Source organism: Micropruina sp. (assembly GCF_047602085.1).
Lineage (GTDB): Bacteria > Actinomycetota > Actinomycetes > Propionibacteriales > Propionibacteriaceae > Micropruina.
In genome coordinates this window covers 543,490-566,638 of sequence record NZ_JASGID010000002.1, presented here as the reverse complement: position 1 = coordinate 566,638, position 23,149 = coordinate 543,490, and the positions used below count along the sequence as shown (strand labels likewise).

Genomic DNA, 23,149 nt, shown 5'->3' with positions numbered 1-23,149 from the left:
AAGAACCCCGCCCCGAAGAAGGTCCATTGGACAAGAAGTCAATTGACGACACCTCGCGCACGTTGCGGGAGTTGCTGCTCGAACCGCCCTATGCAACGCGCTGGCAGCGCCACATCGCGCGGCGTCAGTCGCATGCCCTGCACCAGAGCGCCATCTGCCAGGTGATCGCCGAGTACCTCTGGGCGAACGATCTGCAACCCGCCGGTGACGGTGCGCTGCCACGCAAGCTCAAAGACCGGGTGTACCGGGCGCTGGGCGGCCAGTCACTGAGCCTGGGCACCCTGCGCTGGTTCATCGAAGCGTTCGAGATGACGCCCGAGCACACCGCCACGCTGCTGCGGCTGGCCGGGCCGCAGGCATCCGGCGGAACCGTGATCGGCGGCTCGTTGGTCAGCCCCGGGACCCTACCGCCACGCCGGCACCGCACCGTGTCGCTGCACGAGTGGCATCGGGTGGGGCCGGACGGGCTACCCGAATCGCACCGCACGGTGCACGTGATCCGGGCCGTCGAACGACTCGATCGATACCCGTACGTCTTCGACACCGACGCGGCCACCGTGCGGGTGGTGCACGGTGGCCGCTCCGGCAAGCCCTACGCGCTCGACAACGGGCTCTACGCCGTCGACATCATGCCGACCACCCCGCTGGAGCCCGGCCAGACGGCGTCGATGGAATACGAAACCACCTTCTGGTACCGCACCCCACCGCCGCAGGAGTTTCGGCGGGCCAGCACCGGACGCATCGAGAACCTCGACCTGCGGGTGCAGTTTCACCCGCTGCGCCTGCCGGTGCAGGTGTGGTGGAGCGAGTGGCCGGCGCTCGACCAGCAGCCGAGTATGTCCGAGCCTGTGGCACTCGACAGCGACAAGTGCGCGCACCGCTACCTCGACGCGATCGAGAGCACGGTCGTCGGCTTTCGCTGGCAGATCGTGCAGCGCCGCTGAGCAGCCCGGCCTCGGCTCGAACGGCCGGCAACTCGATCGGCCGGCAACTCGATCCGCCGGTGATCTGAGTCAGAGCCACTGCCCGCGCAACAACCGGTCGAGCTCGAACGGCGGAAAATCCTTGCTGAGGTCGCTGCCCGGGTTGAGCAGCACGAACAACTCGTTCTGCACCGCCCACCCGAACAGTCGCCGCGGCCGCTCGGCACGCACCTGCCAGTCGAGCTGCGGCAGCATCATCGAGGCGGTGAACGCGTCGTAGCGCAGCGGGTGGGTGAACACGCACACACCACTGGTTCCCGACGGCGCCAGTGCGAGCGGCTGAAAACCGTGCGCTTCGTCGCGACCCAGCGCACCCAGCATGGTGACGACCAGTTCTTTCACGAACGCGACGTATGCCTTGCCGTCGGTCGGACGGGCATGTGCCTGCGCCAGCAACCGCTCCAGATGGGTCTGTGGCCCGAGCCCCATCAGATCGGCCCGTTCCGCCGTCCGAGCACCGTCTCGGGCCGGTCGGCCAGCACGATCTCGATGCGTTCACGGTAGTGAGCGGGCATCTGCGGCAGCCGTCCGACCGGAAAGAAGGCAGCCTCGGTGGCTTCGCCGTCGCACGGCTCGGGGTCACCGGCCAGCCACCGGCAGCGAAACGTGTGGTCGATGTACTGGGTGACGTCGCCGTTGCCGTACACCACCGGTTCGGTCACGTTCAGCCAGGCCAGCCGTTCGACCGCGATCTCGACACCCGCCTCTTCAGCCGCCTCGCGCACGGCGGTGACGTGCGGGTCTTCGCCCGGGTCGACGATGCCGGCCACCGGCGACCACTGCCCGTCGTCGGAGCGGCGCACCAGCAGCACCTCCTCACCCGCGTCGGTGCTGCGCAGTACGACCGCGGTGGCGCCGGACAGCCACAGCATGGCGTGGCCGACCTTCTCGCGCAGTTCGATGATGAAGTCGGGTACAGGCACCGGGTAAGCCTAGCCAGGGAGGGTGCGGCAGGGCCTCTAGGCTGGCGCCATGGAACACCGACCCCGGGCCCTGGCGCAGCCGGCGATCACCCGGGTCGCCGGGTGATCCGATGACGCAACCGAGCATGGCGCAGGGCTGCTACCGGCATCCGGACCGCCCTACGATGATCGCCTGCCAGCGCTGCCGGCGTCCGGTCTGCCCCGAGTGCCTGGTGCCCGCCCCGGTCGGCGTGCAGTGCCCCGAGTGCGTTCGCCAGGGCCACCGGGTGACCCGCACCGGCGTGGGCCCGCTGGGCGGACACCGCTCGGCCAACCCGCAACTCACCACCTGGGTGCTGATCGGGCTGAACCTCGCCGTCTTCGGCCTGCTGCTGGCCACCGGTGGCGCCGACAGCCCCTGGGCGGAGGTGCTGGCGATCACCCCGCTGGGCACCTGCCTGGCCGGCACCGGTCACTACTACCCCGGCGTCACCGACGCCGCCGCGTGCGCCGCGCTGCCCGAGGCCACCGGCTGGACGGCTGGGGTGGCAGCGGGCGCCTGGTGGCAGGCACTGACCAGCGCCTTCGCCCACACCGACCCGATGCACCTGGGCAGCAACCTGCTCAGCCTGTGGTTTCTCGGCCCGCCGCTGGAGCAGGTGCTGGGCCGAGCCCGGTTTCTGGCCCTCTACCTGATCAGCGCGGTGGGCGGGTCGCTCGCGGTGATGTGGCTGGCCGACGCGTCGTCGTCGGCGCTCGGGGCCTCGGGTGCGATCTTCGGCATGCTGGGCGGGTTGCTGCTGCTGGCCCGCAGGTTCGGCGGCAACTACCAACTGATCGGCGGGCTGCTGGCGCTCAACCTGGTGATCACCTTCGCCAACACCGCCGCCATCTCGTGGCAGGGGCATCTGGGCGGCCTGCTGGCCGGCCTGGCCGTGACCGGGGTGCTGCTGGCGGCACCCCGCGGGCCGCGCCGATCGTCCTGGCAGTGGGCCGGGCTGGCAGCGCTCACCCTGCTGCTGCTCGGCGGCATCGCGTGGCGGGCGATAATGCTCGGGTGAGCGTACACGACCTGGCCCGGCTGCTGCGCCGACGGCGCTGGGCCGTGCTGACCGGCGCCGGAATCAGCACCGACTCCGGCATTCCCGACTACCGCGGCGCCGGCGCGCGTCCGACCAGTCCGATTCAGTACGACGACTTCGTGAGCACCGCACAAACCCGTCAGCGCTACTGGGCGCGCTCCCTGCTCGGCTTCCGCAGCTTCGGCGCAGCTCGTCCCAACCCCGGGCACCGCGCCCTGGTCACCCTGTCCGATCACGGCCTGACCACAGTGATCACCCAGAACGTGGACGGCCTGCACCAGGCCGGCGGCAGCCGGTCGGTGGTCGACCTGCACGGACGCATCGACCGGGTGATCTGCCTGGGCTGTGCGGCGGTGTCATCGCGGGCGGCGCTGCAGCAGCGACTCGAGGCGGCCAATCCGGGGCTTGAGGGCGAGGTGCCTGCCAGCCGGGCCGAACTGGACGACACCCGGCTGCGTCCGGACGGCGACGCCGTGGTCGACCGCTGGGGCGACTTCGTGGTGCTGCCCTGCCAGCGGTGCGGCGGCGTGCTGAAACCCGACGTGGTGTTCTTCGGCGAATCGGTGCCGGCAGCTCGGGTGGCCACGTCCTACGCCGTGGTGGACGATGCCGAGGTGCTGTTGGTCGCCGGGTCGTCACTGACGGTGATGTCGGGCCTGCGGTTCGTCCGGCACGCCGCCCGGGCCGGCAAACCTGTGGCGATCGTCAATCGCGGGCCCACCCGGGGTGACGATCTGGCCACCGTGCGCATCGACGCCGGAACCTCCGAAACCCTCACCGCGTTGGCCGCCAACCTGTGAATCCGGTCTCGGGGCCGGGCTGGCTAGCCGATTTGTCGTAGGGTGGGCGCAGCATTCGGCCGATCGGGGAGGTGGGGCCGTGAGCAATTCATCGGCACCGCCACGCCCGCTATCGAACCCGGTCAGCGGACTGTTGCGCGGCATCGGGTTCTTGATCACGGGAGCGGGACTGGTGCTTCGGCGTGCCCGACTCTTCGGTCTCGGCCTGGTTCCGCCGCTGATCACCAGCCTGGTGTTCATCGTGCTGTTCGTCTGCGCCAGTTGGGTATCCCAGCAGGTCGCGGTCTGGGCGACCCCGTTCGCCGAGGGCTGGAGCGGGGCCGAGGCACTGCGCGCGCTGGTCGCGCTGCTGGTGGTGGTCACCAGCGGACTGCTGCTGGTGTTGCTGTTCACGGTCACGACCCTGGCTCTCGGCGCTCCGCTCTACGACCGCATCTCTGAAGAGATCGACGCCCACGCCGGCGCCTTTGTGCGGCAACCGGACGAGACGCTGCTGCGCGCCGTCTGGTCGACCCTCAAGCATCTGGCCAAGGTGGCTGCGATCACCATTCCGGTCGCGCTGCTGATGCTGCTGGTCGGGCTGATTCCCGGCGTCGGCAGCTTGCTGGCCGGGGTCGGCTCGGCAGTGTTCGGCGGCTGGATGATCACCCTCGAGATGGTGGGCTCAGCGGCCGGACGGCGCGGCATTCGCACCCTGGGCCAGCGGCACCGGCTACTGCGGAACGACCCCTGGCTGGCCCTCGGGTTCGGGGTTCCGACGTTCCTGCTGCTGTCGATGCCCGCACTGGCCCTGCTGCTCTTCCCGATCGCCACCGCCGCCGGCACCCTGCTCACCCGCAAGCTGGTCGCCCAGGTCTCTTGACTCCATGGTCGGCATCGGCCGACCATACGGCAATGGCCGACCATTCACCGTCCGACGCCCTGCCCGACTACGGCCTCGCCGACCGGCTCGACCTCCAACACCCGGCCCAGTACCGGGCGTTGTTCGAACCCACCCGCACCCAGATCTGCTCGTTGCTGCTCGAACGGGCGGCGACCACGTCCGAGCTCGCCCAGGTGCTGGGCAAACCCAAGGGAACCATCGGCCACCACCTCAAGGTGCTGGCCGACGCCGGCCTGGTCACCGTGGTGCGCACCAAGCGGGTGCGGGCCCTCGAGGCCAAGTACTACGGTCGCACCGCGCGGGTCTTCTGGTACGACCGGACCCACGACGCGATCGGGCAGGAGGAACGGGTGCTGGCCGCGACCCTGGCCGGCGTCCGGGCCGCCCTCGATCGGGACGCCTTCGCCCTGACCAACGTGCGCTACGCCCGGGTGGCCGAAGACCGGGTGCGCGAGTGGAACGAACGACTGCTGGCCCTGCTGCTCGAGTTCGCCGCCGAGCCGCCGTCCGGCGCGATCACCTATGCGATGACCGTGGCCCTGTACGCCACCGACCGCGCCCCGCTGCCGACGTCGGAGCCGGACCAGTGAGTGAGCCCAGCAGCCTCGGGCCCAACTACCGCAAACTGTTCGGCTCGGCCGTCGCGGCCAACCTCGGCGACGGGCTGATGTCGATCGCCCTGGTCTGGCTGGCCTCGGCCGTCACCCGGGACGCACTGCTGATCGCCCTGATCGGCGTGGCCGGACGACTGCCCTGGCTGATCGTCAGCCTGCCGGCCGGCGTGATCAGCGACCGCTTCGACCGCCGCAAGCTGGTGGCCTGGATGGACGTCTGCCGGTTCGTCGTCGTCACGGCGCTCGGGTTGCTGGTGCTCGCCCACCAGGCCGACCTGCCGACCCCCGAGCAACTGGCCGCCGGAGCGGCCGAGCCGGCGGGCGGCGCCGTGCTGCTGACGGCACTGGGCCTGGCGTCGTTTCTGCTGGGCTGCGCCGAGGTGCTGCGCGACAACACCGCCCAGACGCTGATGCCCGCACTCGTCGACAAGGCTCAGCTCGAACGGGCCAACGGACGGCTGTGGGCCGCCGAGACGACCATGAACAGCTTCGTCGGCCCGCCGCTGGCCGGGGTGCTAATCACCGTCGGCCTGGCCCTGCCGTTTCTGATCAACGCCGGCCTGCTGGCCGTCAGCGCCGCCATGGTGTTCGCCCTGGCGGGCACGTTCACCGCGCAGTCGTCGATGGAACGCAGCCCCCGAATCGACTTCAAGGGCGAGATCGCCGAGGGCTTCGGCTGGCTGTGGAACCACCGGCTGATTCGTACCCTGGCCATTCTGCTCGGATTGCTCAACATGCTCAGCAACGTGGCCCTGGTGAACGGCGTGCTGTACGCCCAGGACGTGCTCGGGCTCTACCAGGGCTGGCAGTTCGGCCTGGTCACCACCGGCTTCGCGGTGGGCGCCGTGGCGGGCTCGCTGACGGCCGCCACGGTGTCGGCACGACTCTCGCCCGGGGTGACCCTGATCGTATCGATCACCGGCATGGGCGGCTGCCTGCTGCTGATGGGCCTGGCCCCCTCGGCGCTGCTGTTCTGGGCCTGCGCGGTTGCCGAGGGCGTGTTCGTGGTGCTCTGGAACGTGATCACCGTGTCGCTGCGGCAGCGGCTGATCCCCGACCACCTGCTCGGCCGGGTGAACTCCGTGTACCGGTTCTTCGGCTGGGGCACCATCGCCATCGGCACCGTGCTGGGCGGTGCGCTGGTGAATCTGGGCCAGCCCTGGCTGGGCCGCGGGTGGGCGCTGCGAACGGTGTTCCTGCTCGCCGGCGCCGCGCACCTGGCGCTGATCGGCTATGCCGCCACACGGGTCAACACCGACCGCATCCGGGCGGCGGAGGCCGCCGCGGCGGTCGAGCAGCAGGCGTCCTCCTGACCGGTGACACTCAGTCTCGCCGACGCGCTCACCCCGCAACGGTAGCCTTCGCGCCATGCCCTTTGCATTGCCCGCCGGAGACGACTCCTCCACCACCGGGGTGCAACTGCGCATCGACACCCCCCGGATCTTCACCCTGACCACGCCGTTGTGGTACGCGCCGCGGCGGTCACTGTCGCCGGTGCTGGACGCCGCCCTGCCGCCGACGCCGTCCGATGCCCCCGATGAAGCGCACCGCTGGCTGAAGATCGGCGACGAGAAGACCCCGCCGACCACCGATCTGGGCAGCGTGCCCGGCGTGCTGTGGGGGTTGATCGCCAGTTACGGACGGCACACCCTGGCCGTGCTGGTGCACGACCAGTTGTGCGACCACAACGAGGCCGGGCCGTCCGACCAGCGCTTCGTGCGCCGCACGGCCGCCGACGAGATCTTCCACCAGGCCAGGCGCGACCACGACCCCGATCGTCCGGACTTTCAGGCGCCGCCGTTCCGCTCCCTGGTGCTGTGGGCCGGGGTCTCCGCGGGCCGCTATTGGACGACGCGCCGAGCCGGCTTCGCGGCGCTGGCCGGCGCAACCCTCGGGCTGTGGGTGGCCGGATGGTGGGCGTTGCAGTCGGCACCGGGCCCGGCTCAGCCGCTCGCCGCGTGGGTGCTGCTGCTGGCGGGGTTGGCGCTGCTCGGCGTGGCCGGCTGGGCGGACGCCCGGGTGCGCGCCACCGGGCGTCGGGGCGACCGGTGGGTCGGGCGGGCGCTGGTGGTGGGGGTGCTGCTGCTGCTGGCGTCGTCCGCCTGGGCGTCAACGCCCTGGCCGCCGCTGTTCGGCTTCGTCGTGCCGGGCTGGCTGGCGCTGCTGGGTGGGTTGGCCTTCCTGGGGGGCTCAGCCGCCCTGGCCGCCTCGCCGGTGCGGCGTGACGCGCTGCTGCCGTTGCTGGCCGCGGTGACCGGGCCGGCGGTAGGGCTGGTGGCGGGCGTCACGATCGCGGTGCTGTACCTGTTGTGGATTCCGGACGTGTTCGCCCGCAACTCGTGCGGGCCGATCAACACCGTCGACTCACCGTCGAACACCCTGCGCGGGCCGCGCAACTGAGTTCAGCGCTCGCCCGAACTCGGGCCGCGGTTTGCCAGAAAGTCACCGTCGACCCGCGTCTCGGCAGCGGGGGCGAAGATGCCGTCAGTGTCGGGGGTGTCGTCCCACGCGGGCACGTTGCGGCTGCGGTTGGGGTTGATCAACGCGTCACGACTGAGCAGTTCACGCGAGGCGGCCCGGGCGGCCTGCTGACCGGTCGTACCCAGCGGCGGCAATGGACGAATCGCGGCGCGACGGCGCGCGAAACGGTGCTGGATCGTGAACCCCACTGCCAGCAGGGCTACGGCGACCAGCGAACCGATGATCATCCACAGGGGATTCATCCGGGGTCCTTCCCGCGGCCACGAGCCCGGCCGATTCACCAAACCGTAAACCAGTCCGACCCGCCCTGCAAAGGCACCGCGTCGAGGCGTGAGCCGGATCGCGGCCATCGGCCGGCCGGTACGACCTCACAGCTCGCGATAACGGCCCCGCACATAGGCCACCGGCGCCTGTTCCTCGTCGATCTCGACCTGTTCGACCACGCCCCGCAGCAACATCGACCAGCCCACTTCGACCGGCTGGTCGAGCAGCCGGGCGCCCAGCCAGCCGGGGGACGTGGCCAGCACCGGCCCCCAGTCGGTGTCGCGCCAGGTGGCCAGCCGAAACGAGCCGCCCGGCGCGGGGGCCAGGCCGGCCATCGCATCGGAGAGTTGCCGATCGGCGTAGCCGAGCAGGCTGACCGCCCACCGTCCCGACGCGCTGACGGCGTCGAATAGCCCCGACGCCGGGTCGATCAGACCGACCACCTCGCCGGGTTCGCCGTCGGCGACCAGCATCGACGACACGGTGAGCCCGACCGGGCCCCGCCCGGTGTGGGCGGACCAGATGGTGACCGGGGCCGGCAGCCTGCCGCGAAACCGCCGCAGCGGGCGCCGGGGCTGGCCGTTCGCCGCGAACGGGTGGGTGTCGTGGATGGTCACCTGCCCAGTGTGTCAGCCCGTCGTGGGCAGTCGGTCAGGCATCCGAAGCAGAACCGGCGATTAGTCGCTGGCGGTCGTCTGCTCCTGAACCTCGGCGGCCTGACCGGCGCCGCTCTCGGTGGCCGTCGCCGTTGCCGTTGCCGTCGCAGTTGCCGTTGCCGTCGGCGTGGCCGTGGGTGTTGCCGTGGCCGTGACAGTTGCCGTCGGCGTCTGGGTCGCCGTCGCACTCGCGGTCGCACTGGCCGTCGCGGTCACCGTGGCCGTTGAGGTGGCCGTCGGGGTCGCCGTAGCCGACGGGGTGGCGGATGTCGTCCGGCTGGCCACCTGGCCGACCGTCGTTCCGCTCTGGCCGTTGAGGCTCTGGCCGCTGGCCGATTCCCAGCCGGTGATGACGACCAGGGCAACCGCGAACGTCGCCGCCGCGGTGACCAGCATGCCGCCGGCGACGGCCCAGGGGCTGCGCCACGCCGACTGTTTGGCGCTGCGGCTGGACGTGTCGCGCGCGGCCTCGTCCGGCGTGCTCTGCGCCTCGGTGTCGCTGGTGCCGTCACGCAGCACGATCTTCTTCACGCCGTCGCGGGTGTGCTCCAAGCCCTTGGTGTACAGGGTGCCGGCGATGGCCGCCACCACACTGGCCAGGGCCGCACCGATCAGGGTGCCGGCCACGCCCAACTGCGAGCCCACCGCGGCGGTGGTGACAGCAGCCAAGGCACCCCCGGCGAGCTGGGGCACGTTGAACAGCTTCGAATTCTCGGTGGCTTCGGTCTTGTCGGTAGTCTTCGTCTTCTCGATCGTTTCGCTATCAGTCACTGTCACTCAAATATGCTTGCTTGGTTTCAACCCCGACCATCCAGAGTAGTCACGGTGACCAATAATCCCAACCTTGGCGTGTCGCAGCCTGAGAGTTTCTATGAAAAGGTCGGCGGGCACGCCACCTTCGCGGCCCTCGTCGACCGCTTCTACGCCGGCGTGGCGAGCGACCCACCACTGCGTGCCCTCTACCCCGAGGACGACCTGGGGCCGGCAGCGGTACGGCTGCGGATGTTCCTCGAACAGTACTTCGGCGGGCCCAAGACCTACTCCGAACAGCGCGGGCACCCGCGGCTGCGGCTGCGGCACGGCCCGTTCGCCGTCACGCCCACCCAGCGTGACCGATGGCTACATCACATGCTGGACGCCCTGGACTCGCTGGCGCTCGACCCCGACGACGACGCCGAACTGCGCGACTATCTCGTCCGCGCCGCACAGTTCATGGTGAACAGCTTCGACGAGCAGTGAAGCCAGGGAAGCACTGATCAACGCGTCCACCGCTGGTTGAGCGTGTCGAAACCCCTCGTGAGCACACCCCGTTCGAGGTCTCGACAAGCGCGACCAGCAAAGAATCAGCGCCTGCCCAGCGCCGGCCGGAGCCCGCATCGCTGGTCAGCGTTTCAGCGGCGCGTACACCCCGGCCCGGTCGGCGATGATCCGGGCGATCTGACGGGCGGCGTTCGGCTTGGCGACCCGACGGCTGGCCTGAGCGGCGGCCTCGAGCGCGGCCGGATCGGTCACCCAGCGCCGCACGGCGTCGACCACCTGATGCGGACGGGGCGCCCACACCCCGGCCTGCTTCTTGACCACGTACTGCACGTTGCCGTCCTCTTGGCCGGGCAGCCGCGAGTAGAGCACCAGCGGCAGGCCCGCGATGAAGCCCTCGCTGATGGTGCCCGGGCCGGCTTTGGTGACGAGCATGTTCGAGGCGGCCATGAACTCGGGCATCTGGGTGGTGAAGCCGTAGATGTGGTGCGGCATGGTCCAGTGCAGGCCGCGCAGCCGTTCCTGCAGCCCCTCGTTGCGGCCGGCAGATCGCCACCAGGGTGGCGTTCAGGCGGGCCTCGTTGATCGCCTTGACCACAGCCTCCATCGGCCCCATGCCGTCACCGCCGCCGACCACCAGGATCACCGGCAGGTCGCGCCGCCAGCCTTGCTCGTCGCGAAAGGCCATCGGGTCGTCGGGCGGCACCCGAAAGCGCTCTGCCGTGGGCAGCCCCACCACGCGCACATTGCCTGCCGGAATGCCGTACTCGGTCGCCACTTCACGAGCCTCGTCGGTGGGCACCACCACCAGGTCGGCGCGCCGGTCGAACCAGAAGGCATGCGTGGTGACCATGTCGGTGACCACCGTCATGAACGGCGTCGGGTTCGATTTCATGATGCGCAGCATCGCCGTGTTCACCAGCGGGTGCACCGACACGATGATGTCGGCCGGATTCTCGCGGTACAGCCGCCGGATCGACCGCGCCACGTACGGGAACAGCAGCCGGATCACCGCTCGCGAGCGCCGCTTGCCGTCGGTGGTGCGGTACGAGATGGCCCAGGTCTCGGGAAATTTCGTCATCGGCGGGTAGATCTCGGGCGCATACCGCAGTGGGGCCGGCAGATAGTCGCGAAAGACGTCCACCATCTTGCAGTCGAAGGTGTCGGGAAACTCCAGGCTTATCGCCTCGATCATCGCCGCGGTGGCCGACCGGTGCCCGCCGCCGGTGTCGGAGAACAGGAACAGCACCCGCTTGCGCGCGGCCGACTCGCCCATGACTCTCCTCGCTTACCGACGCCTCTCCCGCCCAGCACCCTACCGCCGCGTCCGCGCGGATGCCCGCCCGTCCGGACGTCCGCCCGGGCATCCGCCCGCCCGTCCGGACGCTGCGACGTTGCGTAGGTTGTGGCTCATTGCGCAGGGTGCACCGTGCGCAATGAGCCACAACCTACGCAACGTCACCTATCGGGCCGCGCGGGGCTGCGGTGGGGGCGGGACGCAGCGGGGGGCGGGTGGGGCTAGATGACCAAGTCCCAGGGGGTGTTAGTGGTCGTAGGCGACCAGGTTTCTTCTGGCTAGGGAGTTTGCTTGGTGGTTGTGCCAGATGGCGGTCGTGAGGGCGAGGATGCGTTGCGCGACCCGGGCGGCGACGCCGGCTGGGGTGCGTCCGCCGTGGGCTTCGAGGTCGAGTTGGCCTTTCAACGTGTCGTTGACCGATTCGATGATTTGGCGCAGTGGTTTGAAGAACCGCTGGCCGGGTCGGGGCTTCTCTCCTTTACGGGCCGGGCGGAGCAGATCAATCCCGACCTCGGTCAGTCCGGTTTCGAACTCGCGGCCGCTGTAACCCTTGTCCGCGATGATGATCTGGCGTCGCCGGGTGGGCCGGTCCTGCAACGCCGCAGTGGAATCGAGCAGGTGCTTCACCACGTCACGTTCGTTGGCTTTCGCGCCGGTCAACGCCCACGCCAACGGCAATCCGTGCAGGGTGCACACCAGATGCAACCTGAGCCCCCAGAAGTAACGGGAATGGGACGCGCAATAGCCGTACTCGGCCCATCCGGCCAAGTCAGAGCGTTTCGCGGTCTCCCGAGACCGGCCACACTCCACCGGGGTGGAGTCCACCACCCACACATCATCACTCGCGACCGGCACATGTCGGGCCAGCTCGGCAGCGAGCCACGCCATGGTGCCGTTCAGCTTCCGCAACCGCTTGTTGTAGCCGGACTGACGCGGCAGATACGGAAACATCGGCCTCAGATGCCGGTGGGCGTACCGCAACCAGCGGGCCTCCGAGGTGTAACCCAGGAACGCCTGCATCACCGCCAACACGATCAGCTCAGCATCACTGATCCGCTCAACGAACCCGACCTCAGGCCGTTGCGGAACCTGTTCGGGATGAGCCTTCAACAGATCATCAGCAGTCACGTAGAGTGCAATCGCGAGGGTGTCCAGATCGGTGTCCATCAAAGCCTCCAGAGCTTGACATGGGTTAGCAACACCGACTCTGCGACACCCTCCCCTTCAACCCCCAGACGCCACACCGACCTTGGACTTACTCATCTAGGACGCGTCGACGTGGGTGGGGTCGAGCACTCGGCGCAGGAAGGTCTTGGTGCGCTGGTGCTGCGGGTTGCCGATCACGTTGTCGGGGTGACCCTCCTCGACGATCACGCCGCCGTCCATGAAGATCACCCGGTCGGCCACCTCGCGGGCGAACGCCATCTCGTGGGTGACCACCATCATGGTCATGCCCGACTTGGCCAGGTCGCGCATCACCGCCAGCACGTCGCCGACCAGTTCGGGGTCGAGTGCCGAGGTGGGCTCGTCGAACAGCATCAACTCGGGGTCCATACTGAGCGCCCGGGCGATCGCCACCCGCTGCTGCTGACCGCCCGAGAGTTGGGCCGGGTAAGCATCGGCGCGCGCCCCGAGGCCGACCTTCTCGAGGTTCTCCCGGGCGGTCGCCTCGGCGTCGGCCTTGCTGCGCTTGAGCACGTTGATCGGGGCGATCGTGCAGTTGTCGAGCACGGTCAGGTGCGGGAACAGGTTGAACTGCTGAAAGACCATGCCCATCTTGGTGCGCAACTCGTCGACGAAGGCGTCGGGGTCGGTGATCTCTTCGTTGAGGATGAAGATGCGGCCCTTGGTCGGCTGCTCCAGCAGGTTCACGCAGCGCAGCAGCGTCGACTTGCCCGAACCGGACGGGCCGATCACGCAGACCACCTCGCCGCGGTGAATGATCGTCGAGATGCCCTTGAGCACCTCGACCTCACCGAAGCTCTTGTGCAGGTCGTAAATCTGGATCTCGTCGTCGCGCAGGCCGGTCGGAATGGTGGGGGTCTCGGTCATATCAGCGGGCCTTTCGAGCGTTGGCTTCCATGCGCTTGACCACGAAGGTGAGCGGAAGCGTGATCACCAGGTAGCACAGGCCGGCCACCACCAGCGGCGTCAGGTTGGAGGTGGTGCTGGCGAGTTCACGGCCGTACTTGGTGAGTTCGTAACCGGACGCCGACAGGCCGAGCACATAGACCAGCGACGAGTCCTTGACCAGCAGGATCAGCTCATTGGTCAGTGGCGGGGTGACGATGCGGAATGCCTGCGGGAGGATGATTTTCTGAATGGCCATGCCCTGGGGCATGCCGAGCGATCGCGCTGCCTCGGTCTGACCCTTGGGGACCGCCTGGATGCCGGCCCGGATCGTCTCGGCCATGTATGCCGCAGCCACCAGGCCGAGCGCCACCCATACCGTGCCGTAGGGGTCGAAGGGAATGATCGCGCCGGGAATGGCCAGGGGCAGCAGCCCGAAAGCCATGAACACGATGATCGCCGGAACGCCGCGGAAGAACTCAATGTAGATGCTGGAGAGCCAGCGGTACGGGGCGACCTGCGACAGTCGCATCAGAGCCAGGATCGTGCCTACCACCAGGCCGAAGACGAAGGCGCCGATGGTGTAGACGATGGTGTTCTTCAGCGCGATCAGCAGTTCGACACTCAGCGTGCGCATCACCAGGTCGGGACGGAAGAAGACCCGCTGAATCTGGCCGCCGTCGGCGAACAGGATGATGGCCAGCACGAACAGACCGAGAACGGCGTATTGGATGCGCCGGCGCCGGATGGCTCGTCGTCGCGGTGACCTGCGCCGCCGTTCGGCTACGGGGTCGAGTGTTGCTGCGGTCATCTCGGTCCTCTCACGACGATTGATCGGGCAGTGCTGTGCTCAGGCCCACATTGTCCGGACCTGAGCACAGCGGTGAACCTCACTTCGGGGCGTCGACCCCGAACCACTTCTTGAAGATGTCGTTGTACGTGCCATCGGTCTTGGAGGTCTTCAGCACCTCGTTGATCACGGCAATCAAAGCGGTGCCGCTGGCGTCGTCGCGCTTGGCCATCAATCCGTACTGCTCACCGGTGTCGAACTCGGCTGACACTTCACTGGTCGGGTTCTCCTTCGCGTAGTCGAACACCACACCGTTGTCGTTGACGGCACCGTCGACGCGGCCCGACAGCACCGCGGCCAACTGGCTCGGCATGTCTTCGAAGACGACGATCTCGTAGCCGTTGGCCTCTGCATTGGCCTTGGCGTAGTCCTGGCCGGTGGTGTCGGTCTGCACGCCCAACTTCTTGCCCTTGAGGTCGGCGAGGCTGGCGATGCCCGACCCGGCCTTGACCAGCAGCGCCTGGGTCGCCTCGAAGTAGGGGTCGGAGAAGAGGATCGCCTTGGCCCGGTCTTCGCGAATCGTGGTCGCGGCCGCAGCGGCGTCACACTTGTGCGCGGCGAAGGCCGCACCGGAGGTGATCTGATCGAACGGCACGTCCACGATCTCCTGGGTCACGCCAAGCTTCTTGGCCACCAGATCCATCAGGTCGACGTCGAAGCCGACCACGTTGCCGCTGTCGTCCTTGAACTGGAACGGCTTGTAGGACAGGTGGGTGCAGACCAGCAGCTTGCCCGGCGTGATCAGGGTCGGCGCCGCAGCGGCGCTGCCCGACGGCGACGCGGTGGTCGGCGTGGAGTAGTTGGCGCAGGCGGCCAGCATGCTGAGGCTGAGGGCCGCCACGCCGGCAACAGCCGCACGCAGGGCCTTGAAACGAAAGCTCACGATTGTTCCTCCATAGATCGAAAGGTTGGCCGCATCCTGTCGCAGCTTTGTTACGGCTTCAATGCGCTGCGCCGATTGAGACCCCCTTGTGACCTTGCGGTGGCCTTGGGCAATCGACAGCGCAGAGGGCGGTTAGGGCGCCGCCCATGACCGCTCAACCCAACCAGCAGGCCCCGAGCCGGCTCGGCACCCTGACCGCACCCCTGGCCCGCATGACCGGCCGCGACGTGCACGAGGCACACCGCGTTGCGACACCGCTCGAACTGCTGATGGATCTGGCCTTCGTGGTGGCCTTCGGCATCGCCGGTGAGCAATTCGCCCACCTGATCGCCGAGGGGCATGTCGTCGCGGGCATGGGCGGCTTCGCCTTTGCCATGTTCGGCATCGTGTGGGCCTGGATCAACTTCAGTTGGTTCGCGTCGGCCTTCGACACCGACGACTGGGTCTACCGGCTCACCACGATGGTGCAGATGATCGGCGTGGTGATCTTCGCCCTGGGGTTGCCCGACATGTTTCACTCGATGGACGCCGGCGAGCATCTCGACACCCGGGTGATCATCGCCGGTTACGTGGTGATGCGCGTGGCGATGCTCGCCCAATGGCTGCGGGTCGCCCTGACCGAACCCGCCTATCGCGCAACGGCGATTACCTACGTGATCACGATCGCGGTGGCCCAGGCGGGCTGGGTGGTGGTCGCCTGGCTCGACCTCTCGCTGGGCGCGTCGCTGGCGGCGTCTGCGGTGCTGATCGTGGTGGAGATGCTCGGGCCCTATCTCTCCGAAACGCGCCAGACCGGAACACCCTGGCACGCCCACCACATCGCCGAGCGGTACGGCCTGCTGGTGATCATCACCCTGGGCGAAGGCGTGATCGGCACGGTGGCGGCGGTCGGCACCGCGGTGGGCGAAGCCGGTTGGAATTTCGAAGCCGTGGCCGTGGTGGTGGCCGGCATCGGGCTCACCTTCGGACTGTGGTGGATCTACTTCGCCACCGACTTCGGCGGGCTGCTGCACGCGCGGCGCAATGGATCCTTCGGGTGGGGGTACGGGCACCTGCTGCTGTTTCCGCCCCTGGCCGCGGTGGGCGCCGGCCTGCACGTCGCGGCCTACGTCCTCGCACACGAGGCGCACATCGGCATGGGCACGGCGGTCGCCTCAGTGGCCGGCCCGGTGGGTGCGTTCATGGTGGTCGGCTACCTGCTGGGCACCGTGCTCACCCACCGGTTGGACGCCCCGCACCTGGGGCTGGTCGGGGCGGCGGTGCTGGTCTGCGTCGCGTCGGTACTGCTGGCCCGCTCGGGGCTGTCGATGGGCGGTGCGCTGCTGGTCACCACCCTGGCGCCCTGGGTGGTGGTGCTGGGCATCGAACTGCGCGGACGGAGCGAAGCGTCAGCTGGGGAAGCGCTGATCAACACACCCACCGCTGGTTGAGCCCGTCGAAACCCCTAGGGAGAGCACCCTGCTCAAGGTCTCGACACGCTCGACCAACAAAAACCCGGCGTATTCCTCGAGACCCGCCGATCAACACACCCACCGCTGGTTGAGCCCGTCGAAACCCCTAGGGAGAGCACCCTGCTCAAGGTCTCGACAGGCTCGACCAACGAAAACGCGGCGTATTCCTCGTGAAGCGACACACGCGCCGTCCGGCCGAACTCGTCGGCACGCGGCTCGTTGATCGAACCTGCCGCGTCAGTACACCCGGTGGTGTCCCCCGGCGCCGCTGCCCCCACGGGCCAGCGAACCACGGACGCTTGCGCCGCGAACGGTCGCGGCCCGTCGAATCGGCTCGGCCTGCACCTGTTGAATGGTGCCCGCGAGAATGGCTGCGCGCACGGCCGCGGAATCATCGGTGAACATGTTCCCCCCCTGGATCGATGTCACCCACTAGGAAAGCACCGCCGGGCCGCAGCAGACTAGGCAGAATTGCGCAATCCGCGAAAACTGTTGCCGGAGCGTGACCTTCGGGAGCCCCTGACCGCTGGTCGAGCTCGAAACCCCACCGGAGCGGTCTCGCCAAGCTCGACCAGCCGTCAACGCACCTGCTGGGTCTGCTCCGGCTCGTCGTCGACCAGGTGCATCTCGTGCTCCAAACGACCCTCGACGTCAACCTTGGCCGCGCGGATGCGCGACCAGACGACGCCGCCCATGGCGACCAGCCCGGCCAGCGTGCCGATCGCGATGCGCAGCACCGGGTTGGCGCTCTCGCCCACCGACAGCGCCACCACGGCCGGCGCGATCAGCACCGCGACCAGGTTCATCACCTTGATCAGCGGGTTGATGGCCGGGCCCGCGGTGTCTTTGAACGGGTCGCCGACGGTGTCGCCGATCACGGTGGCCGCGTGCGCGTCGGAGCCCTTGCCGCCGAAGCGGCCGTCCTCGACGATCTTCTTCGCGTTGTCCCAGGCACCGCCCGAATTGGCCAAGAAGACGGCCATCAGCACACCCGCGGTGATCGCCCCGCCCAAGAAGCCGGCCAATGGCCCGACGCCCAGGCCGAAGCCCACCGCGATCGGTGCGGACGCCGCGAGCAGCCCCGGCGTGGCCAATTCGCGCAGCGAGTCGCGGGTGCAGATGTCGACGACCTTGCCGTACTCGGGCCGGGCCTCGTAGGTCATGATCCCGGGGATCTCGGCGAACTGCCGGCGCACCTCGAAGACGATCGCTCCGGCCGCCCGGGTGACGGCGTCGATGGCCAGCCCCGAGAACAGGAACACCGTCGCGGCGCCCAGGATCACGCCGACCAGGGTGATCGGCGAGACGATCTCGTAGGTGAGCATCGACTGGGTGATGGCGCTGCCGGCCAGATCGGTGAGCGAGCCCAGCGAATGATTCACCGCGTCGGTGTACGAGCCGAACAGCGCGGTGGCGGCAAGCACCGCGGTGGCGATCGCGATGCCCTTGGTGATGGCCTTGGTGGTGTTGCCGTCGGCGTCCAGCGCGGTGAGAATCGCCTCGCCCTGATCATCGACGTCGTGGCTCATCACGGCGATGCCCTGGGCGTTGTCGCTGACCGGGCCGAAGGTGTCCATGGCGACGATCACACCCACCGTGGTGAGCAGCCCGCAGCCGGCCAGCGCGATCATGAACATCGACAGGATCATCGAACCGCCCGCGATCAGGAAGACCCCGCAGATCGCGGCGGCGATGATGCCGGCGGTGTAGACCGCCGACTCGAAACCCACCCCGATGCCCGACAGCACCACCGTGGCCGGGCCGGTCAGCGAGGTGCGCGCCACATGCACCGTGGGCTTGGAGTCGGTGCCGGTGAAGTAGCCGGTGAGCCACAAGATGACCCCGGCCAGCACGATGCCGATGGCCACCGACGCCGCCGCCATCAGCCGCGGGTCACCGGGCAGATCGCGGACCACCTCGGGCACGCCGGGCAGCCCGGCGAAACTGGACGGCAGGTAGACGAAGGCGGCGACAGCGGCCAGCACCGCGCCGGCGATCGCCGAGGTGTAGAAGCCGCGGTAGATCGCGCTCAGGCCCGACTCCTCGCCGCGAATTCTCGTGGTGGCGATGCCCAGCACCGCGGTGAGCGCACCGATCGCCGGCACCAACAGCGGGAACACCAGGCCCTGCTCGCCGAAGGCCGCCCGGCCCAGGATCAGCGCCGCGACCAGCGTGACGGCGTACGACTCGAACAGGTCGGCGGCCATGCCGGCGCAATCGCCCACGTTGTCACCGACGTTGTCGGCGATGGTGGCCGCGTTGCGCGGGTCGTCCTCGGGAATCGACTGCTCGACCTTGCCGACCAGGTCGGCGCCGACGTCGGCGGCCTTGGTGAAAATGCCGCCGCCGACCCGCATGAACATGGCCAGCATCGCGGCACCGAAGCCGAAACCTTCCAGCACCGACGGCGCCTGATCGCGATAGATCAGCACCACGGCGGCGGCCCCCAGCAGGCCCAGGCCGACCACGCTCATACCGACCACGCCACCGGTGTTGAAGGCGATCTTGGCGCCGCGCCGGCGTCCGTCGGGCTGCATCGCCGCAGCCGCGACGCGGACGTTCGCGCGCACCGCCAGCCACATGCCGAGGTAGCCGATGGCGGCCGAGAAACCCGCGCCGAGCAGAAAGAACAGCGACCGGCCGATCTTCACCGACGGGTCTCCGGGCAGCAGGAACAGCAACCCGAAGGCGATCACCGCAAAGGCACCCAGGGTGCGGAACTGGCGGTTGAGATAGGCCGACGCGCCCTCTTGAACGGCACGCGCGATGTCTTGCATGCGGGTGGTGCCCTCATCCTCGGCCAGCACCTTGCGGCGCAGCCACACCGCGTACAGCAGGCTGATCGCGGCAATCCCGGCGATCGTCCACACGATGGCCAGGCTCGTCGTGCCCAACTGCAGCATGAAGTCCTCCTCGACCCACGGCTTATGGCCGGGTTTGTTTGCACTCCCCCCGGTGCGGGAGATTGGGGGAGTCTACGGGTCAACCTAGGCGCCTGGCACCTCCCCCGCGACCCCACCCGATTTTGTGAACTATTTGGTTGCAGATTTCGAGCCGGTCTAGTTGGATTCAGAGCATGTCAGCCACCGCCATGAATCCCGCCAGCCGCGCCATTGCCCTGCATCGTCTCGCCACTGACGAACTCGACGTTCTGGTCGTCGGGGGCGGGGTCACCGGGGCCGGCATCGCCCTGGACGCCGTCACCCGCGGCCTGCGGGTCGGCATCGTCGAGGCGCAGGACTGGGCCAGCGGCACGTCGTCCCGCTCCAGCAAGCTGATCCACGGCGGCCTGCGCTACCTGCAAGCCCTCGACTTCAAGCTGGTCAACGAGGCCCTGCACGAGCGCGAACTGCTGCTCGACACCCTGGCCCCTCATCTGGCCAAGCCGGTGTCGTTTCTGTACCCGCTGACCAAGAAGTACGTGGAACGCCCCTATGTGGCCGCCGGCATCACCTTGTACGACCTGATGGCGCGGCTCGGCGCGAAGGCCACCTCGCCGTTCCACCGGCACCACACGCTGAAGGGCGTGCAGCGGCTGTTCCCCGACGTCCGGCCCGACGTGATGGTCGGCGCCATTCAATACTGGGACGGGCGGGTGGACGACGCCCGGCTCACCCTCACCCTGGTGCGCACCGCCGTGGAGTACGGCGCACTGGCCGCCAACCGGGTGCGGGTCACCGACTTCGTCAAGACCGACGGCCGGGTGAGCGGCGCCGAGGTGACCGATCTCGAAACCGGTGAGAGCTTCGCGATCAAGGCCAACCACGTGATCGCCGCCGCCGGCGTGTGGACCGAAGCCACCCAGGACCTGGCCGAGGCCGAGGGTGGCCTGAAGGTGCTGGCGTCGAAGGGCATTCACCTGGTGGTGCCCCGGGACCGGCTGGACGGCGACGTCGGCTTCATTCTGCAGACCGAGAAGTCGGTGCTGTTCATCATTCCGTGGGAGCGGTACTGGATCATCGGCACCACCGACACCCCCTACGTGCAGGACTTCACCCACCCGGTGCCGTCGGCGGCCGACGTCGACTACGTGATCGAGCATGCCAACGTGGTGCTGAGCAAGCCACTCACCCGCGACGACGTGATCGGCACCTTCGCCGGGCTGCGTCCGTTGCTGCAGCCGGCCACCAAGGGCGACGGTGCGCAGTCGACCAAGGTGTCACGCGAGCACACCGTCACCGAGGCTGCGCCCGGCCTGGTCACCATCGCCGGCGGCAAACTGACCACGTACCGGGTGATGGCCCAGGACGCCGTCGACTTCGCTCTCGGCGAGACCGGGGCCAAGCAGCGTCCGTCGCAGACCAAGGGCACTCCCCTGCTGGGCGCCGCCGGGTACCGGGCCCTGTACGCGGCCGCGGACACCCTGGGCGCCGAGTTCGGCTGGGACGGCACCCGGGTGCGGCACCTGCTCGACCGTTACGGCAGCGAGTTCAACACCCTGGTCGCCCAGTGCCGCGAGCAGGCCGACCTGGCAAAGCCACTGGAGCACGCCCCCGACTACCTGCGGGCCGAGATCGGCTACGGCTGCACCCACGAGGGCGCCCTGCACCTGGAGGATCTACTGGTCAACCGCACCCGGCTGACCTACGAGATCGCCGATTCGGGGCTGGCCGCCCTGCCCGAGATCGCCGACCTGGCCGCCGAGCGGCTGGGCTGGAGCGACGCGCGCCGTCAGGCCGAGGTCGACGCCTACACGGCGCGGGTGCAGGCCGAGCGGGCGGCGGCGAGCGAACCAGACGACGCCGCAGCGGCCGCGGCCCGCGGCGCGGCGCCCGAGGTGACCGACGCGGCGAGCGCCGGCTGAGCGCCTCACCCCGTAGCGTGCCGTAGGCGGCCAGTTCGCCATCGGCGCAGTGGGTGCGGGGCCAGAAGAAGCTGCGCGGGCCGTTGCCCTTTCGAGCCCGGCAGCAGGTCGTCCGACAGGTCGAGAGCATGGTGTCGACAGGCAGTACCGGACAGACCAGCACGTGGCCCTTGACCACCCCACGGTGATCGAGAAAGGCGATCACTTCGGGGGGCTCAGCATGACCTCGGCGGCGAGCCGGCCCTCGCTGATCACGCCGGCGATGTCGTTGTCAGCCACCCGGGCATTGGGTCCCCTCGAAAACCGTGTGGCATGTCACCCGCGGGGTGACGTAGCGGTTGACCCTCTTCCTTGGCACAATGACCCCGCACCACTCGAGTGACCTGAAGAGCACGGGGGGAATCTTCATGACACGCGATCTCGTGATCGTGAGCCAACGCGGACTCACTGTGGGGGACCTCTCCGCCGCAGTGGCCGCAGTCCATCAAGGCATGCCGTGGACGGTGGTCGACCGGGGGGATCGACTGGCCGTCCACCATTGCGACCAACCACTGATCGAAGCGTCGCCGTCGCAACGTCTGGACGACTGGGCCGAGGTGGCCGAGTTGTTTCCGGACGGCACCAAGGTGTTGTCACCGGCCTGGTGCACCACACTCACCGTGGCGCAGGACGCCGATCTCGCGCTCGGCATCGAGGTGGCCCGAGCGGCCGCCTGGCAGACCGACGGTGAGCTGGCCATGCTCCAACCCTGATCGGGCACCCGGCAACCGCGCGACCGTCCCCGGTTGCCAGGCACTGTGGCATGCCTCCACGATTGCTTCATGGGGCAGATTCGCGCGATGGCCGACGACGAGATCGAGACTGTTCTCGACCTGATCACCGCCGAGCAGGCAGACCCGTCCACCGGCACCTGCTACATCGGCACCACACGGGCTGAGTTGCGCCTTGAACTCGAGGAGTTGGACGGCTGGCCGGCCCGGGCCCTGGTCGCCATCGACGACGGACTCCTGGTGGGCGCCACCATCGCCGACGTCGACACCGAGCTGGGCCGCAGTTGGATCTTCGGGCCCTGGGTGCCCGGCGAGGCATGGCACACCTGGGCGCGGCCCCTGCTCGAGGCAGCCATCGAAGGCTGCCCTGCCGAGGTCACCAACCACGAGATCTCGGCCGATGTGGTGAACCGGCGCCTGGCCGAGCTCGCTGCGGGCCTGGGCTGGAAGACGTCGGTGCCCAACCACGTATTCCGGGTCACCGCCGACACCGTGACCGGCTGGCCGGCGGACGACCCCCGGGTGCGTCCGCCGCGGTCCGACGACTTCGCCGCCGTCGACCCGCTGCACGCCCTCGAATTTCCCGACACCTACCTCACCACCGGCACCATGCTCGCCGAGGGGACGTCCGGCGAACGGATCGTCGCGGTGAGCGAGGCCGACGACGGCCGGGTGGTCGGCTACGCATCAGGCCGCGTGCAGCCCGATGGCTCCGGCTACCTCGACTTCATCGCGATCACGCCCGATGCGCGCGGCACGGGCGCCGGGCTGGGCCTGCTGGTCACCGTCGGCCGCCGGATCGTCGAGCGGGCACCGCAGCGCGACGTCAACCTGACCGTTCAGCACCACCGGGCTCCGGCCATCGCCCTCTACCGCAGGCTCGGCTTCACCCTCGAGACCACGATCGTCGGCTACTCATCACCCGCGCTCAGCCGTTAGGGAAACCCTTCCGTCGCGCCGGTCGAGCTGGTCGAGACCCCGGTCATCATGCTGCGACAAGGGGTTTCGATACGCTCAACCAGCGCTGGGTGCGTTGATCGGCACCCGTAGGAAGACTCCCGGGCCAGCGATGCGAGGCCGGGCACGATGGTCGCCCAGCCGC

The 23,149-nt window shown here is 68.9% G+C and carries 24 protein-coding genes and 1 pseudogene; 12 read left to right on the top strand and 13 right to left on the bottom strand.

All coding sequences use genetic code 11. The features are described from left to right. Positions 1-26: 26 nt before the first annotated feature. The gene (locus QM721_RS03385; protein WP_415118986.1) at positions 27-944 is read left to right on the top strand and encodes a hypothetical protein; all 918 of its coding nucleotides are present in this window, start codon (positions 27-29) and stop codon (positions 942-944) included. 69 nt (positions 945-1,013) lie between these two features. Here the strand turns inward: QM721_RS03385 and QM721_RS03380 are convergent, their stop codons facing one another. Beyond that, positions 1,014-1,412: a hypothetical protein gene (locus tag QM721_RS03380; RefSeq protein WP_415118984.1), complete on the bottom strand. Its 399-nt coding sequence runs from the start codon at positions 1,410-1,412 to the stop codon at positions 1,014-1,016. After that, the gene (locus QM721_RS03375; RefSeq protein ID WP_415118982.1) at positions 1,412-1,906 is read right to left on the bottom strand and encodes an NUDIX hydrolase; all 495 of its coding nucleotides are present in this window, start codon (positions 1,904-1,906) and stop codon (positions 1,412-1,414) included. The genes QM721_RS03380 and QM721_RS03375 overlap by 1 nt, the downstream gene beginning before the upstream one ends. Before the next feature lie 110 nt (positions 1,907-2,016). Here QM721_RS03375 and QM721_RS03370 point away from each other — a divergent pair, with 110 nt between their 5' ends. The 6 genes from QM721_RS03370 (at position 2,017) to QM721_RS03345 (ending at position 7,664) form a co-directional block, all read left to right on the top strand. After that, positions 2,017-2,946 (top strand): rhomboid family intramembrane serine protease, encoded by a 930-nt coding sequence (locus QM721_RS03370; RefSeq protein ID WP_415118980.1) that lies wholly within the window; start codon positions 2,017-2,019, stop codon positions 2,944-2,946. Beyond that, complete coding sequence (locus tag QM721_RS03365; RefSeq protein ID WP_415118978.1) at positions 2,943-3,767, top strand: NAD-dependent protein deacetylase; 825 nt, start codon at positions 2,943-2,945, stop codon at positions 3,765-3,767. The genes QM721_RS03370 and QM721_RS03365 overlap by 4 nt, the downstream gene beginning before the upstream one ends. 79 nt (positions 3,768-3,846) lie before the next feature. Next, positions 3,847-4,629: an EI24 domain-containing protein gene (locus tag QM721_RS03360; RefSeq protein WP_415118976.1), complete on the top strand. Its 783-nt coding sequence runs from the start codon at positions 3,847-3,849 to the stop codon at positions 4,627-4,629. A 32-nt stretch (positions 4,630-4,661) separates the two neighbouring features. Continuing rightward, on the top strand, positions 4,662-5,240 hold the full coding sequence (locus QM721_RS03355) for an ArsR/SmtB family transcription factor (protein ID WP_415118974.1): 579 nt from the start codon (positions 4,662-4,664) through the stop codon (positions 5,238-5,240). Continuing rightward, positions 5,237-6,577, top strand: a complete 1,341-nt coding sequence (locus QM721_RS03350) for an MFS transporter (RefSeq protein WP_415118972.1) — start codon at positions 5,237-5,239, stop codon at positions 6,575-6,577. The genes QM721_RS03355 and QM721_RS03350 overlap by 4 nt, the downstream gene beginning before the upstream one ends. Positions 6,578-6,632: 55 nt before the next feature. After that, complete coding sequence (locus QM721_RS03345) at positions 6,633-7,664, top strand: DUF1353 domain-containing protein (RefSeq protein ID WP_415118970.1); 1,032 nt, start codon at positions 6,633-6,635, stop codon at positions 7,662-7,664. A 2-nt stretch (positions 7,665-7,666) separates the two neighbouring features. Here QM721_RS03345 and QM721_RS03340 read toward each other — a convergent pair whose 3' ends face one another. The 3 genes from QM721_RS03340 to QM721_RS03330 form a co-directional block, all read right to left on the bottom strand. Then, positions 7,667-7,987, bottom strand: coding sequence for a hypothetical protein (locus QM721_RS03340; protein ID WP_415118968.1), 321 nt, complete (start codon positions 7,985-7,987; stop codon positions 7,667-7,669). Positions 7,988-8,113: 126 nt separating this feature from the next. After that, the gene (locus tag QM721_RS03335; protein ID WP_415118966.1) at positions 8,114-8,626 is read right to left on the bottom strand and encodes a flavin reductase family protein; all 513 of its coding nucleotides are present in this window, start codon (positions 8,624-8,626) and stop codon (positions 8,114-8,116) included. A 60-nt stretch (positions 8,627-8,686) separates the two neighbouring features. Next, positions 8,687-9,442 carry a hypothetical protein gene (locus tag QM721_RS03330; protein WP_415118964.1) on the bottom strand — a complete coding sequence of 252 codons (756 nt, stop codon included), beginning with the start codon at positions 9,440-9,442 and terminating at the stop codon, positions 8,687-8,689. Positions 9,443-9,490: 48 nt separating this feature from the next. Here QM721_RS03330 and QM721_RS03325 point away from each other — a divergent pair, with 48 nt between their 5' ends. Next, positions 9,491-9,904, top strand: coding sequence for a globin (locus QM721_RS03325; protein ID WP_415118962.1), 414 nt, complete (start codon positions 9,491-9,493; stop codon positions 9,902-9,904). Between the two features lie 144 nt (positions 9,905-10,048). On the opposite strand, the gene QM721_RS03320 is transcribed toward QM721_RS03325, so the two are convergent. From QM721_RS03320 to QM721_RS03295, 6 genes and pseudogenes are all read right to left on the bottom strand, one after another. After that, positions 10,049-10,417, bottom strand: coding sequence for a glycosyltransferase (locus QM721_RS03320; protein WP_415118960.1), 369 nt, complete (start codon positions 10,415-10,417; stop codon positions 10,049-10,051). A gap of 289 nt (positions 10,418-10,706) precedes the next feature. After that, a pseudogene (locus tag QM721_RS03315) lies at positions 10,707-11,117 on the bottom strand (MGDG synthase family glycosyltransferase); the annotation flags it as partial. 348 nt (positions 11,118-11,465) lie between these two features. Further along, positions 11,466-12,386, bottom strand: a complete 921-nt coding sequence (locus tag QM721_RS03310; protein ID WP_415118958.1) for an IS982 family transposase — start codon at positions 12,384-12,386, stop codon at positions 11,466-11,468. A 96-nt stretch (positions 12,387-12,482) separates the two neighbouring features. Beyond that, positions 12,483-13,271 (bottom strand): amino acid ABC transporter ATP-binding protein, encoded by a 789-nt coding sequence (locus QM721_RS03305; RefSeq protein ID WP_415118956.1) that lies wholly within the window; start codon positions 13,269-13,271, stop codon positions 12,483-12,485. A 1-nt stretch (position 13,272) separates the two neighbouring features. Then, positions 13,273-14,100: an amino acid ABC transporter permease gene (locus QM721_RS03300; protein ID WP_415118954.1), complete on the bottom strand. Its 828-nt coding sequence runs from the start codon at positions 14,098-14,100 to the stop codon at positions 13,273-13,275. A 79-nt stretch (positions 14,101-14,179) separates the two neighbouring features. Then, entirely contained in the window at positions 14,180-15,022 is an 843-nt protein-coding gene (locus QM721_RS03295; protein WP_415118952.1) for a transporter substrate-binding domain-containing protein, read from the bottom strand. A gap of 146 nt (positions 15,023-15,168) precedes the next feature. Here QM721_RS03295 and QM721_RS03290 point away from each other — a divergent pair, with 146 nt between their 5' ends. Next, positions 15,169-16,452 (top strand): low temperature requirement protein A, encoded by a 1,284-nt coding sequence (locus QM721_RS03290; protein WP_415118950.1) that lies wholly within the window; start codon positions 15,169-15,171, stop codon positions 16,450-16,452. Between the two features lie 258 nt (positions 16,453-16,710). Here QM721_RS03290 and QM721_RS03285 read toward each other — a convergent pair whose 3' ends face one another. Beyond that, positions 16,711-16,878, bottom strand: coding sequence for a hypothetical protein (locus QM721_RS03285; RefSeq protein WP_415118948.1), 168 nt, complete (start codon positions 16,876-16,878; stop codon positions 16,711-16,713). 173 nt (positions 16,879-17,051) lie between these two features. Further along, on the bottom strand, positions 17,052-19,376 hold the full coding sequence (locus tag QM721_RS03280; protein WP_415118946.1) for a sodium-translocating pyrophosphatase: 2,325 nt from the start codon (positions 19,374-19,376) through the stop codon (positions 17,052-17,054). A 173-nt stretch (positions 19,377-19,549) separates the two neighbouring features. On the opposite strand from QM721_RS03280, the gene QM721_RS03275 reads away from it, so the two are divergent. The 3 genes from QM721_RS03275 (at position 19,550) to QM721_RS03265 (ending at position 22,986) form a co-directional block, all read left to right on the top strand. Then, positions 19,550-21,277, top strand: coding sequence for a glycerol-3-phosphate dehydrogenase/oxidase (locus QM721_RS03275; protein ID WP_415118944.1), 1,728 nt, complete (start codon positions 19,550-19,552; stop codon positions 21,275-21,277). 407 nt (positions 21,278-21,684) lie between these two features. Beyond that, on the top strand, positions 21,685-22,029 hold the full coding sequence (locus QM721_RS03270) for a hypothetical protein (RefSeq protein WP_415118942.1): 345 nt from the start codon (positions 21,685-21,687) through the stop codon (positions 22,027-22,029). Between the two features lie 69 nt (positions 22,030-22,098). Next, positions 22,099-22,986 carry a GNAT family N-acetyltransferase gene (locus QM721_RS03265; protein WP_415118940.1) on the top strand — a complete coding sequence of 296 codons (888 nt, stop codon included), beginning with the start codon at positions 22,099-22,101 and terminating at the stop codon, positions 22,984-22,986. Positions 22,987-23,149 lie beyond the last annotated feature (163 nt).